Source organism: Streptomyces sp. CB02414 (assembly GCF_001905385.1).
Taxonomy (GTDB): domain Bacteria; phylum Actinomycetota; class Actinomycetes; order Streptomycetales; family Streptomycetaceae; genus Streptomyces.
In genome coordinates this window covers 173,416-190,296 of record NZ_LIPF01000002.1, presented here as the reverse complement: position 1 = coordinate 190,296, position 16,881 = coordinate 173,416, and the positions used below count along the sequence as shown (strand labels likewise).

Annotated in this window: 14 protein-coding genes and 1 riboswitch; of the genes, 8 read left to right on the top strand and 6 right to left on the bottom strand. The window is 69.3% G+C overall.

What is annotated here, in order from left to right; translation table 11 throughout:
• The first annotated feature begins 69 nt into the window (after positions 1–69).
• The 3 genes from def (at position 70) to AMK11_RS06990 (ending at position 3,437) form a co-directional block, all read left to right on the top strand.
• The gene (def, locus tag AMK11_RS07000; RefSeq protein ID WP_073724329.1) at positions 70–720 is read left to right on the top strand and encodes a peptide deformylase; all 651 of its coding nucleotides are present in this window, start codon (positions 70–72) and stop codon (positions 718–720) included.
• 249 nt (positions 721–969) lie between these two features.
• On the top strand, positions 970–2,064 hold the full coding sequence (gene cyc1 / locus AMK11_RS06995; protein ID WP_079187353.1) for an epi-isozizaene synthase: 1,095 nt from the start codon (positions 970–972) through the stop codon (positions 2,062–2,064).
• The gene (locus AMK11_RS06990; protein ID WP_073724326.1) at positions 2,061–3,437 is read left to right on the top strand and encodes a bifunctional albaflavenone monooxygenase/terpene synthase; all 1,377 of its coding nucleotides are present in this window, start codon (positions 2,061–2,063) and stop codon (positions 3,435–3,437) included. Before cyc1 ends, AMK11_RS06990 begins: the two co-directional genes overlap by 4 nt.
• Positions 3,438–3,440: 3 nt before the next feature.
• Here the strand turns inward: AMK11_RS06990 and AMK11_RS06985 are convergent, their stop codons facing one another.
• A complete protein-coding gene (locus tag AMK11_RS06985) occupies positions 3,441–4,415 on the bottom strand; it encodes a GlxA family transcriptional regulator (protein ID WP_073724324.1) in 975 nt (324 codons plus the stop codon).
• A 92-nt stretch (positions 4,416–4,507) separates the two neighbouring features.
• Here AMK11_RS06985 and AMK11_RS06980 point away from each other — a divergent pair, with 92 nt between their 5' ends.
• Positions 4,508–4,753 (top strand): hypothetical protein, encoded by a 246-nt coding sequence (locus AMK11_RS06980; protein ID WP_073724322.1) that lies wholly within the window; start codon positions 4,508–4,510, stop codon positions 4,751–4,753.
• Here AMK11_RS06980 and AMK11_RS06975 read toward each other — a convergent pair.
• The 5 genes from AMK11_RS06975 to AMK11_RS06955 form a co-directional block, all read right to left on the bottom strand.
• A complete protein-coding gene (locus tag AMK11_RS06975; protein ID WP_073724320.1) occupies positions 4,666–5,685 on the bottom strand; it encodes a ribonucleotide-diphosphate reductase subunit beta in 1,020 nt (339 codons plus the stop codon). The two genes, AMK11_RS06980 and AMK11_RS06975, sit on opposite strands and share 88 nt — an antisense overlap.
• On the bottom strand, positions 5,685–8,060 hold the full coding sequence (locus AMK11_RS06970) for a ribonucleoside-diphosphate reductase subunit alpha (RefSeq protein ID WP_073724318.1): 2,376 nt from the start codon (positions 8,058–8,060) through the stop codon (positions 5,685–5,687). The genes AMK11_RS06975 and AMK11_RS06970 overlap by 1 nt, the downstream gene beginning before the upstream one ends.
• 124 nt (positions 8,061–8,184) lie before the next feature.
• Positions 8,185–8,328: riboswitch (cobalamin riboswitch) on the bottom strand.
• A gap of 124 nt (positions 8,329–8,452) precedes the next feature.
• Positions 8,453–10,063, bottom strand: a complete 1,611-nt coding sequence (gene mctP, locus AMK11_RS06965; protein WP_073724316.1) for a monocarboxylate uptake permease MctP — start codon at positions 10,061–10,063, stop codon at positions 8,453–8,455.
• The gene (locus AMK11_RS06960; RefSeq protein ID WP_073724314.1) at positions 10,060–10,317 is read right to left on the bottom strand and encodes a DUF3311 domain-containing protein; all 258 of its coding nucleotides are present in this window, start codon (positions 10,315–10,317) and stop codon (positions 10,060–10,062) included. The genes mctP and AMK11_RS06960 overlap by 4 nt, the downstream gene beginning before the upstream one ends.
• Positions 10,318–10,452: 135 nt before the next feature.
• Positions 10,453–11,217, bottom strand: a complete 765-nt coding sequence (locus AMK11_RS06955) for a GntR family transcriptional regulator (RefSeq protein WP_073724313.1) — start codon at positions 11,215–11,217, stop codon at positions 10,453–10,455.
• A 453-nt stretch (positions 11,218–11,670) separates the two neighbouring features.
• Here AMK11_RS06955 and AMK11_RS06950 point away from each other — a divergent pair, with 453 nt between their 5' ends.
• From AMK11_RS06950 to AMK11_RS06935, 4 genes are all read left to right on the top strand, one after another.
• Complete coding sequence (locus AMK11_RS06950; protein ID WP_073724311.1) at positions 11,671–12,975, top strand: sugar ABC transporter substrate-binding protein; 1,305 nt, start codon at positions 11,671–11,673, stop codon at positions 12,973–12,975.
• A 139-nt stretch (positions 12,976–13,114) separates the two neighbouring features.
• Entirely contained in the window at positions 13,115–14,107 is a 993-nt protein-coding gene (locus AMK11_RS06945) for a carbohydrate ABC transporter permease (protein WP_073724309.1), read from the top strand.
• Positions 14,104–15,000, top strand: a complete 897-nt coding sequence (locus tag AMK11_RS06940) for a carbohydrate ABC transporter permease (RefSeq protein ID WP_383583917.1) — start codon at positions 14,104–14,106, stop codon at positions 14,998–15,000. The genes AMK11_RS06945 and AMK11_RS06940 overlap by 4 nt, the downstream gene beginning before the upstream one ends.
• 8 nt (positions 15,001–15,008) lie before the next feature.
• The gene (locus AMK11_RS06935) at positions 15,009–16,499 is read left to right on the top strand and encodes a glycoside hydrolase family 3 protein (protein ID WP_073724307.1); all 1,491 of its coding nucleotides are present in this window, start codon (positions 15,009–15,011) and stop codon (positions 16,497–16,499) included.
• Positions 16,500–16,881: the final 382 nt, after the last annotated feature.

Here is a 16,881-nt window from a genome sequence, read left to right as displayed (position 1 = left end):
AGCAGCAGTCACCATCAGCAGTCACGTCAGCACCACCCCTTGGTTGTACGAGGAAGGCAAACGTCGGTCATGGCCCAGCAGGACACCGATCAGCAGCACGCGGGCGTGCTCCCCGTCGACGACGAGGGGTTCGTCGTCGACACCGAGGACTGCGAGGAGCGCGAGACCGCATGGCGTGAGCGCGGCACCTCGCGGCCGATCACGGTGGTCGGCAACCCGGTGCTGCACAAGGAGTGCGCGGACGTCACCGACTTCGGCGAGGAGTTCCAGCAGCTGGTCGCGGACATGTTCGCCAGCCAGCGCACCGCCGAGGGCGTGGGCCTGGCCGCCAACCAGATCGGCGTCTCGAAGAAGGTCTTCGTCTACGACTGCCCCGACGACCAGGGCGTGCGCCACGTCGGCGTGGTCTGCAACCCGAAGCTCGTGGAGCTGCCCGCCGACCGGCGCAGCCTGGACGACAGCAACGAGGGCTGCCTGTCCGTGCCGACCGCCTACGCGCCGCTCGCCCGCCCCGACTACGCCGAGGTGACCGGGCAGGACGAGCAGGGCAACCCGGTCCGGGTGCGCGGCACCGGCTACTTCGCACGGTGTTTGCAGCACGAGACGGACCACCTGTACGGGTACCTCTACATCGACCGGCTCTCCAAGCGCGAACGCAAGGACGCGCTGCGGCAGATGGCCGAGAACGAGCCGCGCTACCCCGTGGTCGCGAACGACTGACGTCGCGTCACCCGCCCCGCACCTCACACGAGTTCGGCGCCCGCCCGGGTCACCTCCCGGCGGGCGCCGTTCGTTTGCCTGAAGCCACCACACAACAGGAGAATTCCGGCACGCTGGGGTAGTGAATGGAGCAAATCCATTCCCAGAACGGTCAGTTGTGGTGCTGAATGGGAAGTGCGGGGATACGCAACGGCGCACGCCCCGCTCGGTGCGGGGGGTGCGCCACCGGCGGCTGAGAGGGGTTTGTCCGTGCACGCTTTCTCACAGGGCTCCACAGCGACACCGACCGCGATCGCGGTACCGTCATCGCTCCGCCTTCCGGTGATCGAGGCGGCATTTCCCCGGCAACTGCACCCGTATTGGCCGAAGCTCCAGGAGAAGACACGCACCTGGATGCTGGAAAAACGGCTCATGCCGGCGGACAAGGTCGCGGAATATGCCGATGGCCTGTGCTACACCGACCTCATGGCGGGGTACTACCTGGGCGCCCCCGACGAGGTCATGCAGGCGATAGCGGACTACAGCGCCTGGTTCTTCGTCTGGGACGACCGGCACGACCGGGATGTCGTCCACGGCCGGCCCGCCGCCTGGCGGCGGCTGCGGGACCGGCTGCACACGGCACTCGACTCACCCGGGGACCACCTGCACCACGAGGACACCCTGGTGGCCGGGTTCGCCGACAGTGTGCGGCGGCTGCACTCCTTCCTGCCGGCGTCGGCGACCTGGAACGCCCGGTTCGCCCGGCACTTCCACGCGGTGATCGAGGCGTACGACCGCGAATTCCACAACCGCACGCACGGAATCGTGCCCGGCGTCGAGGAGTACCTCGAACTGCGTCGGCTCACCTTCGCCCACTGGATCTGGACCGACCTGCTGGAGCCGAGCGCGGCGTGCGAACTGCCGGACGCCGTTCGAAAGCACCCGGCATATCGCCGGGCGGCCCTGCTGAGCCAGGAATTCGCCGCCTGGTACAACGACCTCTGCTCACTGCCCAAGGAAATAGCGGGTGACGAGGTCCACAATCTCGGAATCAGTCTCATCACGCATCACTCGCTGACCCTCGAAGAAGCCATTGGGGAAGTCAGGCGACGCGTTGAGGAATGCATCACCGAATTCCTCGTCGTGGAACAGGACGCGTTGCGTTTCGCCGACTCCCTCGCCGACGGAACCGTGCGCGGAAAGGAACTGAGCGGCGCCGTACGGGCCTGCGTCGGCAATATGCGGAACTGGTTCAGTTCCGTCTACTGGTTCCACCACGAGTCGGGCCGGTACATGGTCGACAGCTGGGACGACCGGTCCACGCCCCCCTACGTCAACAACGAAGCGGCAGGTGAGGAGAAATGACCGTCGAGTCCGTCAACCCCGAGACCCGGACCGGTCCGGCACCGGAGCTGCGCGAGCCGCCCGTCGCGGGCGGCGGCGTCCCGCTCCTCGGCCACGGCTGGCGGCTGGCCCGCGACCCGCTGGCCTTCATGTCCCAGTTGCGCGACCACGGCGACATCGTCCGCATCAAGCTGGGCCCCAAGACCGTCTACGCGGTCACCAGCCCGGACCTCACCGGCGCCCTGGCGCTGAGCCCGGACTACCACATAGCCGGCCCCCTGTGGGAGTCGCTGGAGGGCCTGCTCGGCAAGGAGGGCGTGGCCACCGCCAACGGCCCGCTCCACCGGCGCCAGCGGCGCACCATCCAGCCGGCGTTCCGGCTCGACGCCATCCCCGCCTACGGGCCGATCATGGAGGAGGAGGCGCACGCGCTCACCGAGCGCTGGCGGCCGGGACGGACCGTCGACGCCACCTCGGAGTCGTTCCGCGTCGCCGTGCGGGTCGCCGCCCGCTGCCTGCTGCGCGGCCAGTACATGGACGAGCGGGCCGAGCGGCTGTGCACCGCACTCGCCACCGTCTTCCGCGGCATGTACCGGCGGATGGTGGTCCCGCTGGGGCCGCTGTACCGGCTGCCGCTTCCGGCCAACCGGGCCTTCAACGACGCGTTGGCCGATCTGCACCGCCTGGTCGACGAGATCATCGCCGAGCGCCGCGCATCCGGTCAAAAGCCGGACGATTTGCTGACGGCATTGCTGGAGGCGAAGGACGACAATGGGGACCCGATCGGGGAACAGGAGATCCACGACCAAGTGGTCGCGATACTCACCCCCGGCAGTGAAACCATCGCCTCCACGATCATGTGGTTGCTGCAGGCACTTGCCGACCACCCGGAACATGCCGACCGCATACGCGACGAAGTCGAAGCGGTCACCGGCGGGCGTCCCGTGGCATTCGAGGACGTCCGCAAGCTCACCCACACCGGCAATGTCATCATCGAGGCCATGCGTTTGCGGCCCGCCGTATGGGTATTGACGCGCCGCGCGGTCGTCGAGACGGAACTCGGTGGCTATCGCATTCCGGCCGGGTCGGACATCATCTACAGTCCGTACGCAATCCAGCGCGATCCGAAGTCGTACGCCGACAACCTGGAGTTCGACCCGGACCGGTGGCTGCCGGAACGCGCCGGAAACGTGCCGAAATACGCCATGAAGCCGTTCAGCGCGGGCAAGCGGAAGTGCCCCAGCGACCACTTCTCCATGGCGCAGCTGACCCTGATCACGGCGGCACTCGCCACCAAGTACCGCTTCGAGCAGGTGACCGGCTCGAACGACGCGGTCCGCGTCGGCATCACGCTCCGGCCGCACGACCTGCTGGTCAGGCCCGTGGTGCGGTGAGGCTCAGGCGACCGTGACCGCCTCCGGACCCCGGAAGGTGCGCCGGTAGGCGTGCGGCGTGGTCCCCAGGGCCCTGACGAACTGGTGCCTGAGGGCCGCCGCCGTACCGAAGCCGGTGCGCCAGGCGATCGTGTCCATCGTCTCGTCCGTCGCCTCCAGCAGCCGCTGGGCCAGCAGCACGCGCTGGCGCAGTATCCAGCGGTAGGGAGTCGTACCCGTCTCCTGCTGGAAGCGGCGGGCGAAGGTGCGCGGGGACATGTGCGCCCGGGCCGCGAGCTGGTCGACGGTGACCTCCTCGTCGAGGTGCTGCTCCATCCAGGCCAGCACCTCGCCGACGGTGTCGCAGGAGGAGCGCGGCAGCGGCCGCTCGATGTACTGCGCCTGGCCGCCGTCCCGGTGCGGGGGTACGACCATCCGCCGGGCGATCCGGTTGGCGACCTCCGGCCCCTGCTCCTTGCGCACGATGTGCAGACAGGCGTCGATGCCGGCGGCGGTGCCCGCACTGGTGATCACCGGGTCCTCGTCCACGTAGAGCACGTCGGGCGAGACGGCTACCGTCGGGTACTGCCGGGCCAGCTCCTCGGCGTGGTGCCAGTGCACCGCGCACCGCCGCCCGTCCAGCAGCCCGGCGGCGCCCAGCACGAACACGCCCGAGCACACGCTCAGCACCCGCGCGCCCCGGTCCACCGCCCGCCGCAGGGCGGCCAGCAGCTCGGGCGGGTACTCCCGGCGGGCGTAGTCGCTGCCCGCCGGTACGGCGATCAGGTCGGCCTCCTCCAGCCGGTCGAGGCCGTAGGGCGTGGAGACGGTGAGCCCGCCGACGTGCGTGCTCAGTGCCGGGCCCTCCGCCGACACCACCGCGAAGTCGTACCCGGGCAGGCCCTCGTCGCTCCGGTCGATGCCGAAGACCTCGCAGACGACGCCGAGTTCGAAGGGATGCACGCCGTCCAGCAGCACGGCGGCCACGTTCTGCAGCATGCCGCCAGTGTGCCTCGGAAGTGGCAGGAAATCGAGGCCCTACGGCAGTCCTGCCACTCCCGGTAAGGAGTATCCGGCGCGACAGTGGTGTCATGACCGGCAACCAGATCGAAGCCCTGATCGGAATGCTCGTGACCTTCGGACTCCTGGTCCTCATGGTCCTCCCCTCGGTGATCGGCATCGTGCGCGACAGGCGCATCGACCGTCAGCTCAGGGAGGCCCAGGAGGGTGAGGGGACGGGGAAGGAGACTCAGAAGTCCTCGTCCAGGTCGACGGTGCCCTCCACCGCCACCTGGTACGCCGAGGGACGCCGCTCGAAGAAGTTGGTCAGCTCCTGAACGCCCTGCAGCTCCATGAAGGAGAAGGGGTTCTCGGAGCCGTACACCGGGGCGAAGCCGAGCCGCTCCAGACGCTGATCGGCCACGCACTCCAGGTACTGCCGCATCGAGTCGGTGTTCATCCCCGGGAGGCCGTCACCGCACAGGTCGCGCGCGAACTGCAGCTCGGCCTCGACGGCCTCCCGCAGCATGTCGGTGACCTCCTGCTGGAGCCGGTCGTCGAAGAGCTCCGGCTCCTCCTTGCGGACGGTGTCGACCACGTCGAAGGCGAAGGACATGTGCATCGTCTCGTCCCGGAACACCCAGTTGGTGCCGGTGGCCAGGCCGTGCAGCAGGCCCCGGCTGCGGAACCAGTAGACGTAGGCGAAGGCGCCGTAGAAGAACAGGCCCTCGATGCAGGCGGCGAAGCAGACGAGGTTGAGCAGGAAGCGGCGGCGGTCGGCCCGCGTCTGAAGACGGTCGAGCGATTCGACCGAGTCCATCCACTTGAAGCAGAACCCGGCCTTCTCGCGGATCGAGGGGATGTTCTCCACGGCCGCGAAGGCGGCGGCCCGGTCGTCCGGGTCGGGCAGGTAGGTGTCCAGCAGCGTCAGGTAGAACTGGACGTGCACGGCCTCCTCGAACAGCTGCCGGGACAGGTACAGCCGCGCCTCGGGGGAGTTGATGTGCTTGTAGAGCGTCAGCACCAGGTTGTTCGCCACGATCGAGTCGCCGGTGGCGAAGAAGGCCACCAGCCGGCCGATCAGGTGCTGCTCCTCGGGGCTGAGCTTGGCGAGGTCGGCGACGTCCGAGTGGAGGTCGACCTCCTCGACGTGCCAGGTGTTCTTGATGGCGTCCCGGTAGCGCTCGTAGAAGTCCGGGTAGCGCATGGGGCGCAGGGTCAGCTCGAAGCCCGGGTCGAGCAGGTTCTTGGTGGTGGTCTCGGTGGTCATTACTGGCAGGCCTCGCAGGACTCGGGGTTTTCCAGGGAGCAGGCGACCGCTTCGGGGTCGGGGGTGGCCTGCACGGGGACGGTGGTGGCTCGGGCGGCGGCGCGGGCGATGCGGGTCGCCGGGCGCGAGCGCAGGTAGTACGTGGTCTTCAGGCCCTGCTTCCAGGCGTACGCGTACATCGAGGAGAGCTTCCCGATGGTCGGCGTCTCCAGGAACAGGTTCAGCGACTGGGCCTGGTCGAGGTACGGGGTGCGGGCGGCGGCCATGTCGATCAGGCCGCGCTGCGGGATCTCCCAGGCGGTGCGGTACAGCGCGCGGACGTCCTCGGGGATCCAGGTGAAGCCCTGCACCGAGCCGTTGGCCTCGCGCAGCGCCTCGCGGGTGCGGGCGTCCCACACGCCGAGCCGCTTGAGGTCGTCCACCAGGTAGGAGTTGACCTGGAGGAACTCGCCGGACAGCGTCTCGCGCTTGAACAGGTTGGACACCTGCGGCTCGATGCACTCGTAGGCGCCGACGATGGAGGCGATGGTCGCGGTCGGGGCGATCGCCAGGAGCAGGGAGTTGCGCAGCCCGGTGGCGGCCATGCGCTCGCGCAGCGCCGCCCAGCGTTCGGGCCAGGTGTGCTCGACGCCGTAGTGGTCGGGGTGCAGCACGCCCCGGGCGGTGCGGGTCTTCTCCCAGGCCGGCAGCGGGCCGTTCCGCTCGGCGAGGCCGGCGGAGGTCTCGTACGCGGCGAGCATGATCCGCTCGGCGATGCGGGTGGAGAGCGCCTTGGCCTCGGGGGAGTCGAAGGGCAGCCGGAGCTGGAAGAAGACGTCCTGGAGACCCATCGCGCCGAGGCCGACCGGACGCCAGCGGGCGTTGGAGCGGCCCGCCTGCTCCGTCGGGTAGAAGTTGATGTCGACGACCCGGTCCAGGAAGGTGACCGCGGTGCGGACGGTCGCGTCCAGCCGCTCCCAGTCGATGTCGCCGGCCGCGCGGTCCACGAACGCGCCGAGGTTGACCGAGCCCAGGTTGCAGACCGCCGTCTCGCCGTCGTCCGTGACCTCCAGGATCTCCGTGCAGAGGTTGGAGGAGTGGACGACGTGGCCGGGTTCGGCGGTCTGGTTGGCGGTGCGGTTGGCGGTGTCCTTGAAGGTCATCCAGCCGTTGCCGGTCTGCGCGAGGGTGCGCATCATGCGGCCGTACAGCTCGCGGGCGGGCAGGGTCCTGCGGGCCAGACCTTCCGCCTCCGCCCTGCGGTACGCGGCGTCGAACTCCGCGCCCCACAGGTCGACCAGCTCGGGCACGTCGGCCGGGGAGAACAGCGACCACGGCCCGTCGGCGTCCACCCGGCGCATGAACTCGTCCGGCACCCAGTGCGCGAGGTTCAGGTTGTGCGTGCGGCGGGCGTCCTCGCCGGTGTTGTCCCGCAGCTCCAGGAACTCCTCGACATCCGCGTGCCAGGTCTCCAGGTAGACCGCCGCCGCGCCCTTGCGCCGGCCGCCCTGGTTCACGGCGGCGACCGAGGCGTCCAGCGTCTTCAGGAACGGGACGATGCCGTTGGAGTGGCCGTTGGTGCCGCGGATCAGGGAGCCGCGGGAACGGACGCGGGAGTAGGCGATGCCGATGCCGCCGGCGTGCTTGGAGAGGTTGGCGACCTGGTGGTAGCGGTCGTAGATGGAGTCCAGCTCGTCCTTGGGGGAGTCCAGGAGGTAGCAGGACGACATCTGGGCGTGCCGGGTGCCGGAGTTGAAGAGGGTCGGGGAGGAGGGCAGGTAGTCGAGTCGGCTCATCAGGCCGTACAGGTCGGCCACCTCGTCCACGGACCGCGCGGTGTCGTCCTCGGCGAGTCCGGCGGCGACGCGCAGCATGAAGTGCTGGGGGGTCTCGACGACCTTGCGGGTGATCGGGTGCCGGAGCAGGTAGCGGCTGTACACGGTGCGCAGACCGAAGTAGCCGAAGCGGTCGTCGGCGGCCGGGTCGACCAGCGCGTCCAGGCGCTGCGCGTGCAGCCGTACGAACGCGGCGGTGCGGTCGGCGATCAGGCCCTCGCGATGGCCGGTGGCGACCGAGCCGCTGAAGGAGGTGACGCCCTGCGAGGCGGCCTCGGCGCGGATGCCGATGGCCAGCAGGCGGGCGGCGAGCCGCGAGTAGACCGGGTCTTCGGAGATGAGCCCGGCCGCGGCCTCGGTGGCGAGTTCGCGCAGCTCGGCCTCGTCCGCACGGGCGGACCGGCCGCGCAGCGCGGCGGCGGCGACCCGGCCGGGGTCGGCGTCGGGGAGGTCGGCGGTCAGCCCGGTCAGGGTCCGCAGCAGCGCGGCACCGGGTCCGTCGGGTTCCCCGGTCGCCGTCACCGGGGTCGCTGAAGCCGGATCGGCTGGCGCGATGGTCACGTGGAGCACTCCCTCGCTCGGCACGGGGCCTGGCGGAGGGCAGGGGGCAGCTCACGAGCGCGCACGGCGTCGCGTCCACCGGCCCACTCCACGAGGCCCGGACGTCATGGCACCCGGGCCAGGGCGGCCGGGCGCACCGTCGGCAGGTCCTCGGACTGGACATGCGGGCGCGCACGTGCGGAGACGTACGGAAGCACGCATGTACACCGTTGCGGGACAGTTCCGGATTCGCACCGGATTCCCCTGCGGCGACAGCGAGCATGAGCATACATCTTGTGCCGACCGGCGCGAGCACCCCCAGATGTTGTGTCCCGGTGCGCCGCATGCCTCGCGCGCGATGGGTACGACAACGGGCCGCCGGATTCCTCCGGCGGCCCGCATCGGAACGAGGGTCAGTGCGAGGAGCCCGCCGTGGCCGGCGGCAGTTCCACCTGGACGCCCGGGTCGCCCGCGTCCGCCGTGTAGTCGCCCGGCTTGGTCTCGTCGACGCCGTCGGGTGCCTTGACCGCCCGCAGGACGAAGGTGAGGACCACCGTGACCAGAACGTTCAGCACGAAGGCGGTGAGGCCGATGTAGCCGATCTCGCCGATGCCGGGGATCTCGTCGGACGAGCCGCCGAAATGCTTCTGCGTCGGCGAGGCGACGCCGTACGCGGCGACCGTGCCGTAGACCATGCCGACCGCCCAGCCGCCGAGCAGCGCCCAGCGGTGGAACCAGCGGGTGAACAGACCGCCCACCAGGGCCGGGAAGGTCTGCAGGATCCAGATGCCGCCCAGCAGCTGGAAGTTGATCGCGACCGTCTTGTCCATGCCGAGGACGAAGACCAGCGCACCTACCTTCACCAGCAGGGACGTCAGCTTGGAGACCTTGGTCTCCTGGGCCGGGGTGGCGTCCGGCTTGATGAAGTCCTTGTAGATGTTGCGGGTGAAGAGGTTCGCGGCCGCGATGGACATGATCGCCGCCGGGACCAGCGCGCCGATGCCGATCGCCGCGAAGGCCACGCCCGCGAACCAGTCCGGGAACATGTTCTCGAACAGCTGCGGGATGGCCAGCTGTCCGTTCTCCACCTTCACCCCGGCCGCGATCGCCATGAAGCCCAGCAGCGCGAGGAAGCCCAGCATCAGCGAGTACAGGGGGAGGATGGTGGTGTTGCGGCGGATCACCTCACGGCTGCGCGAGGACAGCGTCGCGGTGATCGAGTGCGGGTACATGAACAGCGCCAGCGCGGAGCCGACCGCCAGGGTGGCGTACGTCCACTGGCCGCCGTGGTCCGGTATCAGACCGCCCTTGCCGGCCTCGGTGAACTTGTCGTTCGCCGAGGCGAAGATGTCGTCGAAGCCGCCGAGCTTGATCGGGATGTAGATGATCGCCACCGCGATCACGATGTAGATCAGCGTGTCCTTGACGAACGCGATCAGCGCGGGCGCCCGCAGCCCCGACGAGTAGGTGTACGCCGCCAGCACACCGAAGGCGATCAGCAGCGGCAGGTCCTTGATGAACCAGTTGGTGTCCTCGCCGCCGCCGACGCCCATCACGTCCAGCACGGCCTGGATGCCGACCAGTTGCAGCGCGATGTACGGCATCGTGGCGAGGATGCCGGTGACGGCGACCGCCAGCGACAGCCCCTTCGAACCGAACCGGCCGCGCACGAAGTCCGAGGTCGTCACGTACCCGTGCTTGTGGGAGACCGACCACAGGCGGGGCAGGAAGGTGAAGATCAGCGGGTAGACGAGGATCGTGTACGGCACCGCGAAGAAGCCGGCCGCGCCCGCCGCGTAGATCGCCGCCGGGACGGCCACGAAGGTGTACGCCGTGTACAGGTCGCCGCCGAGGAGGAACCAGGTGACCCAGGTGCCGAAGGAGCGGCCGCCGAGGCCCCACTCGTCGAGGCTGTGCTCGTTCTCGGCCCTGCGCCAGCGGGCGGCCAGGAAGCCCATGGCGGTGACGAGCACGAAGAAGAAGATGAAGACGGCGAGTGCGACGCCGTTCACGCCGTCGTTCACCGGGAACCGCCTTCCCGGCGAGCGCGCTGGTCACGCTGCCACAGCTTGTAGGCGACCATCGTCAGCGCGGTGGAGATGACCACCCACGCCATCTGGTACCAGTAGAAGAACGGGATGCCGATGAAGGCCGGGTCGGACTTGGCGTACGAACCGACCCAGAGCATGGCGACGAACGGTGCGAGAAGGCAGAGACCGATGACGACGCGCACCGGCGTCACCACCGGGTCTCTGCTCTGTGGTGGTGCTTGTGACATGCGGCGGCTCCGTCCCCTCGCTGATCACCTCGTGCAGTGCGCACGAAATGTAGGTGACGGGTTCAGGACGGCGGAAGCCCTCGTCCGCATATCGGTCCCCAACCGCAATGTCAGGGTCGCGTGGGCGGGCTTGGTCTAGTCCTGGGGCCGCTTGAGGCGGGCGACGAACTTGTAGCGGTCGCCCCGGTACACCGAGCGCACCCACTCCACCGGCTGGCCCGTCCGGTCCTGCGAGTGCCGGGAGAGCATCAGCATCGGCAGGCCCACGTCGGTGCCGAGCAGGCCGGCCTCGCGCGGGGTGGCCAGCGAGGTCTCGATGGTCTCCTCGGCCTCGGCCAGGTGGACGTCGTACACCTCGGCGAGCGCGGTGTAGAGCGACGTGTACTTCACCAGGGAGCGGCGCAGGGCCGGGAAGCGCTTGGCGCTGAGGTGGGTGGTCTCGATGGCCATCGGTTCGCCGTTGGCCATGCGCAGCCGCTCGATGCGCAGCACCCGTCCGCCGGCCGTGATGTCCAGCAGCCCGGCGAGCCGGTCGTCGGCGGTGATGTAGCCGATGTCCAGGAGCTGCGAGGTCGGTTCGAGGCCCTGGGCCCGCATGTCCTCGGTGTACGAGGTGAGTTGCAGGGCCTGCGACACCTTCGGCTTGGCGACGAAGGTGCCCTTGCCCTGGATGCGCTCGAGGCGGCCCTCGACGACCAGCTCCTGCAGGGCCTGGCGCACGGTCGTGCGCGAGGTGTCGAACTCCGCGGCCAGGGTGCGCTCGGGCGGGACGGGGGTGCCCGGGGCCTGGGTGCGGGTCATGTCGAGCAGGTGCTTCTTCAGGCGGTAGTACTTGGGCACGCGCGCGGTACGGACCGTCGTCCCACCCTCGTTCTCCGCACTGCTGACGTCGGTGCTCATGCTCTGCCTTCCCGGCTCCGGGTGCCGAAGCGACCGCTATCCCTGTCGGCCACGGCTCACATCGTGGCACGGCTCCGCGCCGGCATGGTCCGGCACGCTCCGTGATCCCCTCTGTATACCTCCGGGACCGTTGTTGGTCTAGTCCACAGCACCGCCGGACGGTGCTGGTACGCGCGTTCGGAACCGTACCGGCGCGTCGTTCGATGGGCAGTGGTACACCCGGTCCCGGTCCGTCCGATCTGCCGCTTGCGCAATGAAAGGTCCCTGCATATCTCGGTCGCATCACGGACGCCGGGAGCGTGGTTGAACACCCTTGACAGCCCTATTGGTCTGGGCCAAGCTCCCCGTACTGGTCTACACCATTGGTCCAGGTCCCGGCCCCAGGAGCGGTACGCGTTCACGCTTGAACCGCAGGGAGGCAGGGGGGTTTGTGGCATCCCTGAGGAGGGTGGCGTGAAGCGCAAGCTGATAGCCGCGATCGGTATCGCGGGCATGATGGCATCCGTCGCGGCGTGCGGGGGCTCCGACGACAACGGTTCGTCCAATCAGAACCCGAAGGACCGCAAGGGCGAACTCACCGTCTGGCTCATGGTGGACGCCCAGAGCAGCTGGCCGGAACTGGTCAAGCAGGCCAATGACGAGTTCAACAAGAAGTACCCCGGCGTCAAGGTCAACGTCCAGTACCAGCAGTGGGCGGACAAGACCAAGAAGCTCGACGCGGCCCTGTCCGGCGACTCGTTCCCCGATGTGGTCGAGCTCGGCAACACCGAGACGATGACCTACATCCTCAACGGTGCCCTCGGTGAGGTCGACGCCAAGAAGTACGACAACTCGGACACGTGGATCGACGGTCTCGAGGACACCTGCACGTACGAGGGCAAGCTGTACTGCGTTCCGTACTACGCGGGTGCCCGCGTCGCCGTCTACAACAAGGACATGTTCAAGGCCGGCACCGGGTCGGACAAGCTGCCGACGACCGAGGCGGACCTGCTCAAGGCCCTCGACAAGGTCCAGGACAAGTACAAGGCGGACAACGCCTTCTCGGCGCTGTACCTGCCGGGCCGCTACTGGTACGCCGCCATGTCCTACGTAGCCGCGTACGGCGGCGAGATCGCCAAGTACGACGAGGGCAGCAAGGAGTGGAAGGCCGCCCTGTCGACGCCGGAGGCGCAGAAGGGCATCCAGCACTTCATCGACCTGGTCAAGAAGTACAACCACGGCGACCAGACCAAGGACGAGCAGGACCACGCCAACGTCATGGCCAACGAGAAGACGGCCCTGCTCTACGGCAACGCCTGGGAAGCCGGCAGCGTCGTCGACTCGAAGACGAACGGCAACCCGAAGCTGGAAGGCAAGATCGCCACGGCGGGCATGCCCGGCCCGAACGGCAAGGCGCTGCCCTCCTTCATCGGCGGTTCCGACCTGGCCACCATCTCCAAGTCCGACCAGCAGGACATGGCGCAGGACTGGATCGCGCTGTTCACCAACGAGAAGTCCCAGGCCGCGCGGGCCGAGAAGGACATCCTGCCCAACAACACCAAGCAGCTGGAGCCGCTGAAGGCCAACCCGGACACGGCCCCGGTCGCCAACGCGGTCCCCGACGCCTGGTTCACCCCGATCGCCCCCGGCTGGGCCGCGATCGAGAAGAAGGAAACGCTCGAGACGATGCTGCTCGACATCCTCAAGGGCAAGTCGGTCGCCGACGCCACCAAGGCGGCGGACGCGGAGATCAACTCGTTGATCAACGAGAGCGCCTGAGCCTCCCCGCTCGACTCCCGTTGACCTCCGGTGCCTTGTCCGGCCACGCGGCCGGGCAGGGCCGGTTGGGTGGCCGGCCCGCCTGAGGCGGACCGGCCACCGCTCCGACGCAGAACCCTTCGAACGGAAGGCCAGCACAGTGAGTGCCGCCGACATCAAGACCGCCGGCCCGGAGGTGCCCGCCCCGCGGCCACCCGCCGGTGACGGCCCGGCACCGTCCGCACCCCGGCGAAGCCGGTGGACGAACGGGCCTTTGCTGCCCTATCTCCTGATCGCACCGGCCGCCGTGGCACTCGCCGCGGTGTTCCTCTGGCCGCTGATCAAGACAGTGATCATGTCCTTCCAGGACGTGGGCAGACGGGAACTGTGGACCGGCCAGGCCGCCGAATGGGTGGGCTTGGAGCAGTTCACCAACATCCTGGGCGAGAGCGAGTTCTACGACGTCCTGTGGCGCACCGTCCTGTTCATGGTCATATGCGTCGTCGCCACCATGGCCATCGGGCTCTTCCTCGCCCATTCCATGCAGCGCATGACCAAGGCCGTACGGCTGCTGCTGACCGGCGCGCTCATCGCCGCCTGGTCATTGCCGCTGCTCGTGGCCACCTCGATCTTCCGCTGGTTCGCCGACTCCGACTACGGCGTCGCCAACATGGTGCTGACCGAGTACCTCGGTCTCGACTTCCAGGGCCACAACTGGTTCCTCGACCCCAAACAGGGCTTCATCGTGATCGGTGCCGTGGTGGTGTGGGGAGCGGTGCCGTTCGTGGCCGTCACCCTGTACGCGGCGCTCACCCAGGTGCCCGCCGAGCTGGAGGAGGCCGCGGAACTCGACGGCGCCGGACGCGTGGGCGTCTTCCGGTACGTGACCTGGCCCGTCATCAAGCCGGTCTTCCAGATGGTCGCCACGCTCTCCGTGATCTGGGACTTCAACGTCTTCGGCCAGGTCTTCCTGATGCGCGGCAACAAGCCGGAGCCGGAGTACAACCTGCTCGGCCTGTACTCCTACGAGAAGGCCTTCGAGTCGAACTCCTTCAGCCAGGGCGCCGCCATCGCGCTGATCACCGTGCTGCTCCTGTCCGGCGTGGCCGTCTACTACCTGCGCCAGCTGATCAAGATCGGAGACGTCGAGTGAGCACCACGACCGCCACGACCGCCCCGGGCGCGACGGAGCCCGCGCTGGAGACCGCCCTGCGGCCCGACCGCAAGAAGCGCAGCCGGCACTTCTACAACCTCGTGGGGCTCGTCACCTTCGTGGTGATGGCCTTCCCGGTGTACTGGCTGGTGATCAGCGCCCTGCGCCCCAACCACGAGATCCGGTCCTACGACCAGACGCTGTGGCCGTCCTCCTTCACCCTGGACAACTTCTCCCGGGCGATCGACGCGCCCAACTTCGGCACCGCGATCCAGTCCAGCCTCATCATCTGTGTGACCGCGGTCGTCGGCGCGATGATCCTCTCCACGATCGCCGCCTTCGCCATCGGGCGCTTCCGGTTCGCCGGCCGCAAGGTCTTCATGATCATTCTGCTGCTGGTGCAGCTGCTGCCGCCGACCACCATGCTCATCCCCCTCTACATCCAGCTGAACGACCTGGGCGCGATCAACGAGTACTGGGGTGTGATCATCATCTACCTCGTCTCCACGCTTCCGTTCGCGACCTGGATGATCCGCGGCTTCGTCGTGAACATCCCCAAGGAACTCGAAGAGGCGGCCATGGTGGACGGCTGCTCCCGCATGGGCGCCTTCTGGCGGGTGATCTTCCCGCTGCTCGCCCCCGGACTGGCGGCCGCGTCGATCTTCTCCCTGATCAACGCGTGGAACGAGTACCTGCTCGCCTACATCGTGCTGCAGGACAACGACAAGTACACGCTCAACGTGTGGCTCATGAACTTCACCACCGACCGCGGAACCGACTACGGCGCGCTCATGGCCGCCTCGACACTGATCGCGATACCGGTCGTCGCGTTCTTCATGATCGTCCAGAAGAAGATGGCCGCTGGTCTCACCTCCGGCGCCGTGAAGGGATAACGCCACCGATGACCACCATCGCCAGGGCCACCGACACCCTCACGCGCGACGCGCTCGCGGTCCTCCAGCCCGGCTTCACCGGAACCACCGCCCCCGACTGGCTGCTGCGCCGTCTCGACGAGGGCCTGGCCTCCGTCGCCCTGTTCGGGCGCAACGTCAGCACGCCCGAGCAGGTGGCCGCGCTGACCGCGCAGCTGCGCGCCGGGCGCGAGGACGTCCTCGTCGCCATCGACGAGGAGGGCGGCGACGTCACCCGTCTGGAGGTGCGTGCCGGCTCCTCCTTCCCCGGCAACCTCGCCCTCGGCGCGGTGGACGACGTCGGGCTCACCCGCGAGGTGGCCGCGGAACTGGGCCGCCGGCTCGCGGACTGCGGAGTCAACTTCAACTGGGCCCCGTCCGCCGACGTGAACTCCAACCCGGACAACCCGGTGATCGGCGTGCGCTCCTTCGGCGCCGGCACCGACCTGGTCGCCCGGCACACCGCCGCGTACGTCACCGGCCTGCAGTCGTCCGGCGTGGCCGCCTGCACCAAGCACTTCCCCGGACACGGCGACACGGCCGTCGACTCCCACCACGACGTGCCGCGCATCGACGTGGACGGCGACGTGCTGGCCGCACGCGATCTGGTCCCCTTCCGCGCGGCCATCGCCGCCGGCAGCCGCGCGGTGATGAGCGCCCACATCCTGGCCCCGGCACTGGACCCGGACCGTCCGGCAACGTTGTCCCGGCGCATCCTCACCGACCTGCTCCGCGGCGAGCTGGGCTACCAGGGTCTGATCGTCACCGACGGCATCGAGATGCGGGCCATCTCGGGCACGTACGGCATCGAACGCGGCAGCGTGCTGGCCATCGCCGCCGGCGCCGACGCGATCTGCGTGGGCGGCGGGCTCTCCGACGAGGACACGGTACGGCGGCTGAGCGACGCCCTGGTCGAGGCCGTCCGCTCGGGCGAGCTGCCCGAGGAACGCCTGGCCGACGCGGCCGAACGCGTCCGTGCCCTGGCCGGCTGGGCCGCGGCGAACCGTCCGGACGACGGGGCCGGGGACACCGCCGACACCGAGGTGGGCCTGCGCGCCGCCCGCCGTGCCCTGCGGTTCACCGGCGCCGACGGCTTCACACCGCTCACCGAGCCGCCGTACGTCGCCGCGCTGACGCCGGTCGCGAACATCGCGGTCGGCGACGAGACGCCGTGGGGCATCGCCGCCGAGCTCTCCCATCTGCTTCCCGGGACGGAGACCGGCAGCTTCACCGGCCCGGACGCCGGGGGAGAGGTGCTGGCCGCCGCCGGGAAGCGCCGGATCGTGGCCGTCGTCCGCGACGAGCACCGGCACCCCTGGATGGCGGCGGCCCTGGACACTCTGCTGGCGGCCCGCCCCGACACGATCGTGGTCGAGATGGGCGTCCCCCGCGCCGAACCCCGCGGCTCCCTCCACCTGGCCACCCACGGCGCGGCCCGCGTCTGCGGCCGTGCGGCGGCGGAGGCCGTCACGGGCGCGTAGCACGCACACCCACCGGCACGCCGAAGGCGCCGGCCCCTCGGGGGAGGACCGGCGCCTTCGGCGTGTCCGGGGCGTTCGGCGGTGGGGCGGTGTGTCCGGCGTGGGGTGTCCGACGGTGCGGTGGGACGGAGTGGGGGGTGTTGCGTGGTGCCGGTGCGCGTCCGTGGGCAGGTACCGGCGGACGCTGCCCAGCCCGCCGCCGCACAGCCCCGGTCCCGCCCTCCGCGACGCGGAACGGGACAGGCCGGTCCGCCGGGACGGCGATGCGCACCGCCCGCAGGGACGGCGAAGGGAACTGCCCGCCGGAGAAGCGCGAGGGCGCCCACCGGAGCTGCGGAGGACGCAACCCGTCGGGACGGCGCAGCGCGCGTTGCAGGCCGGA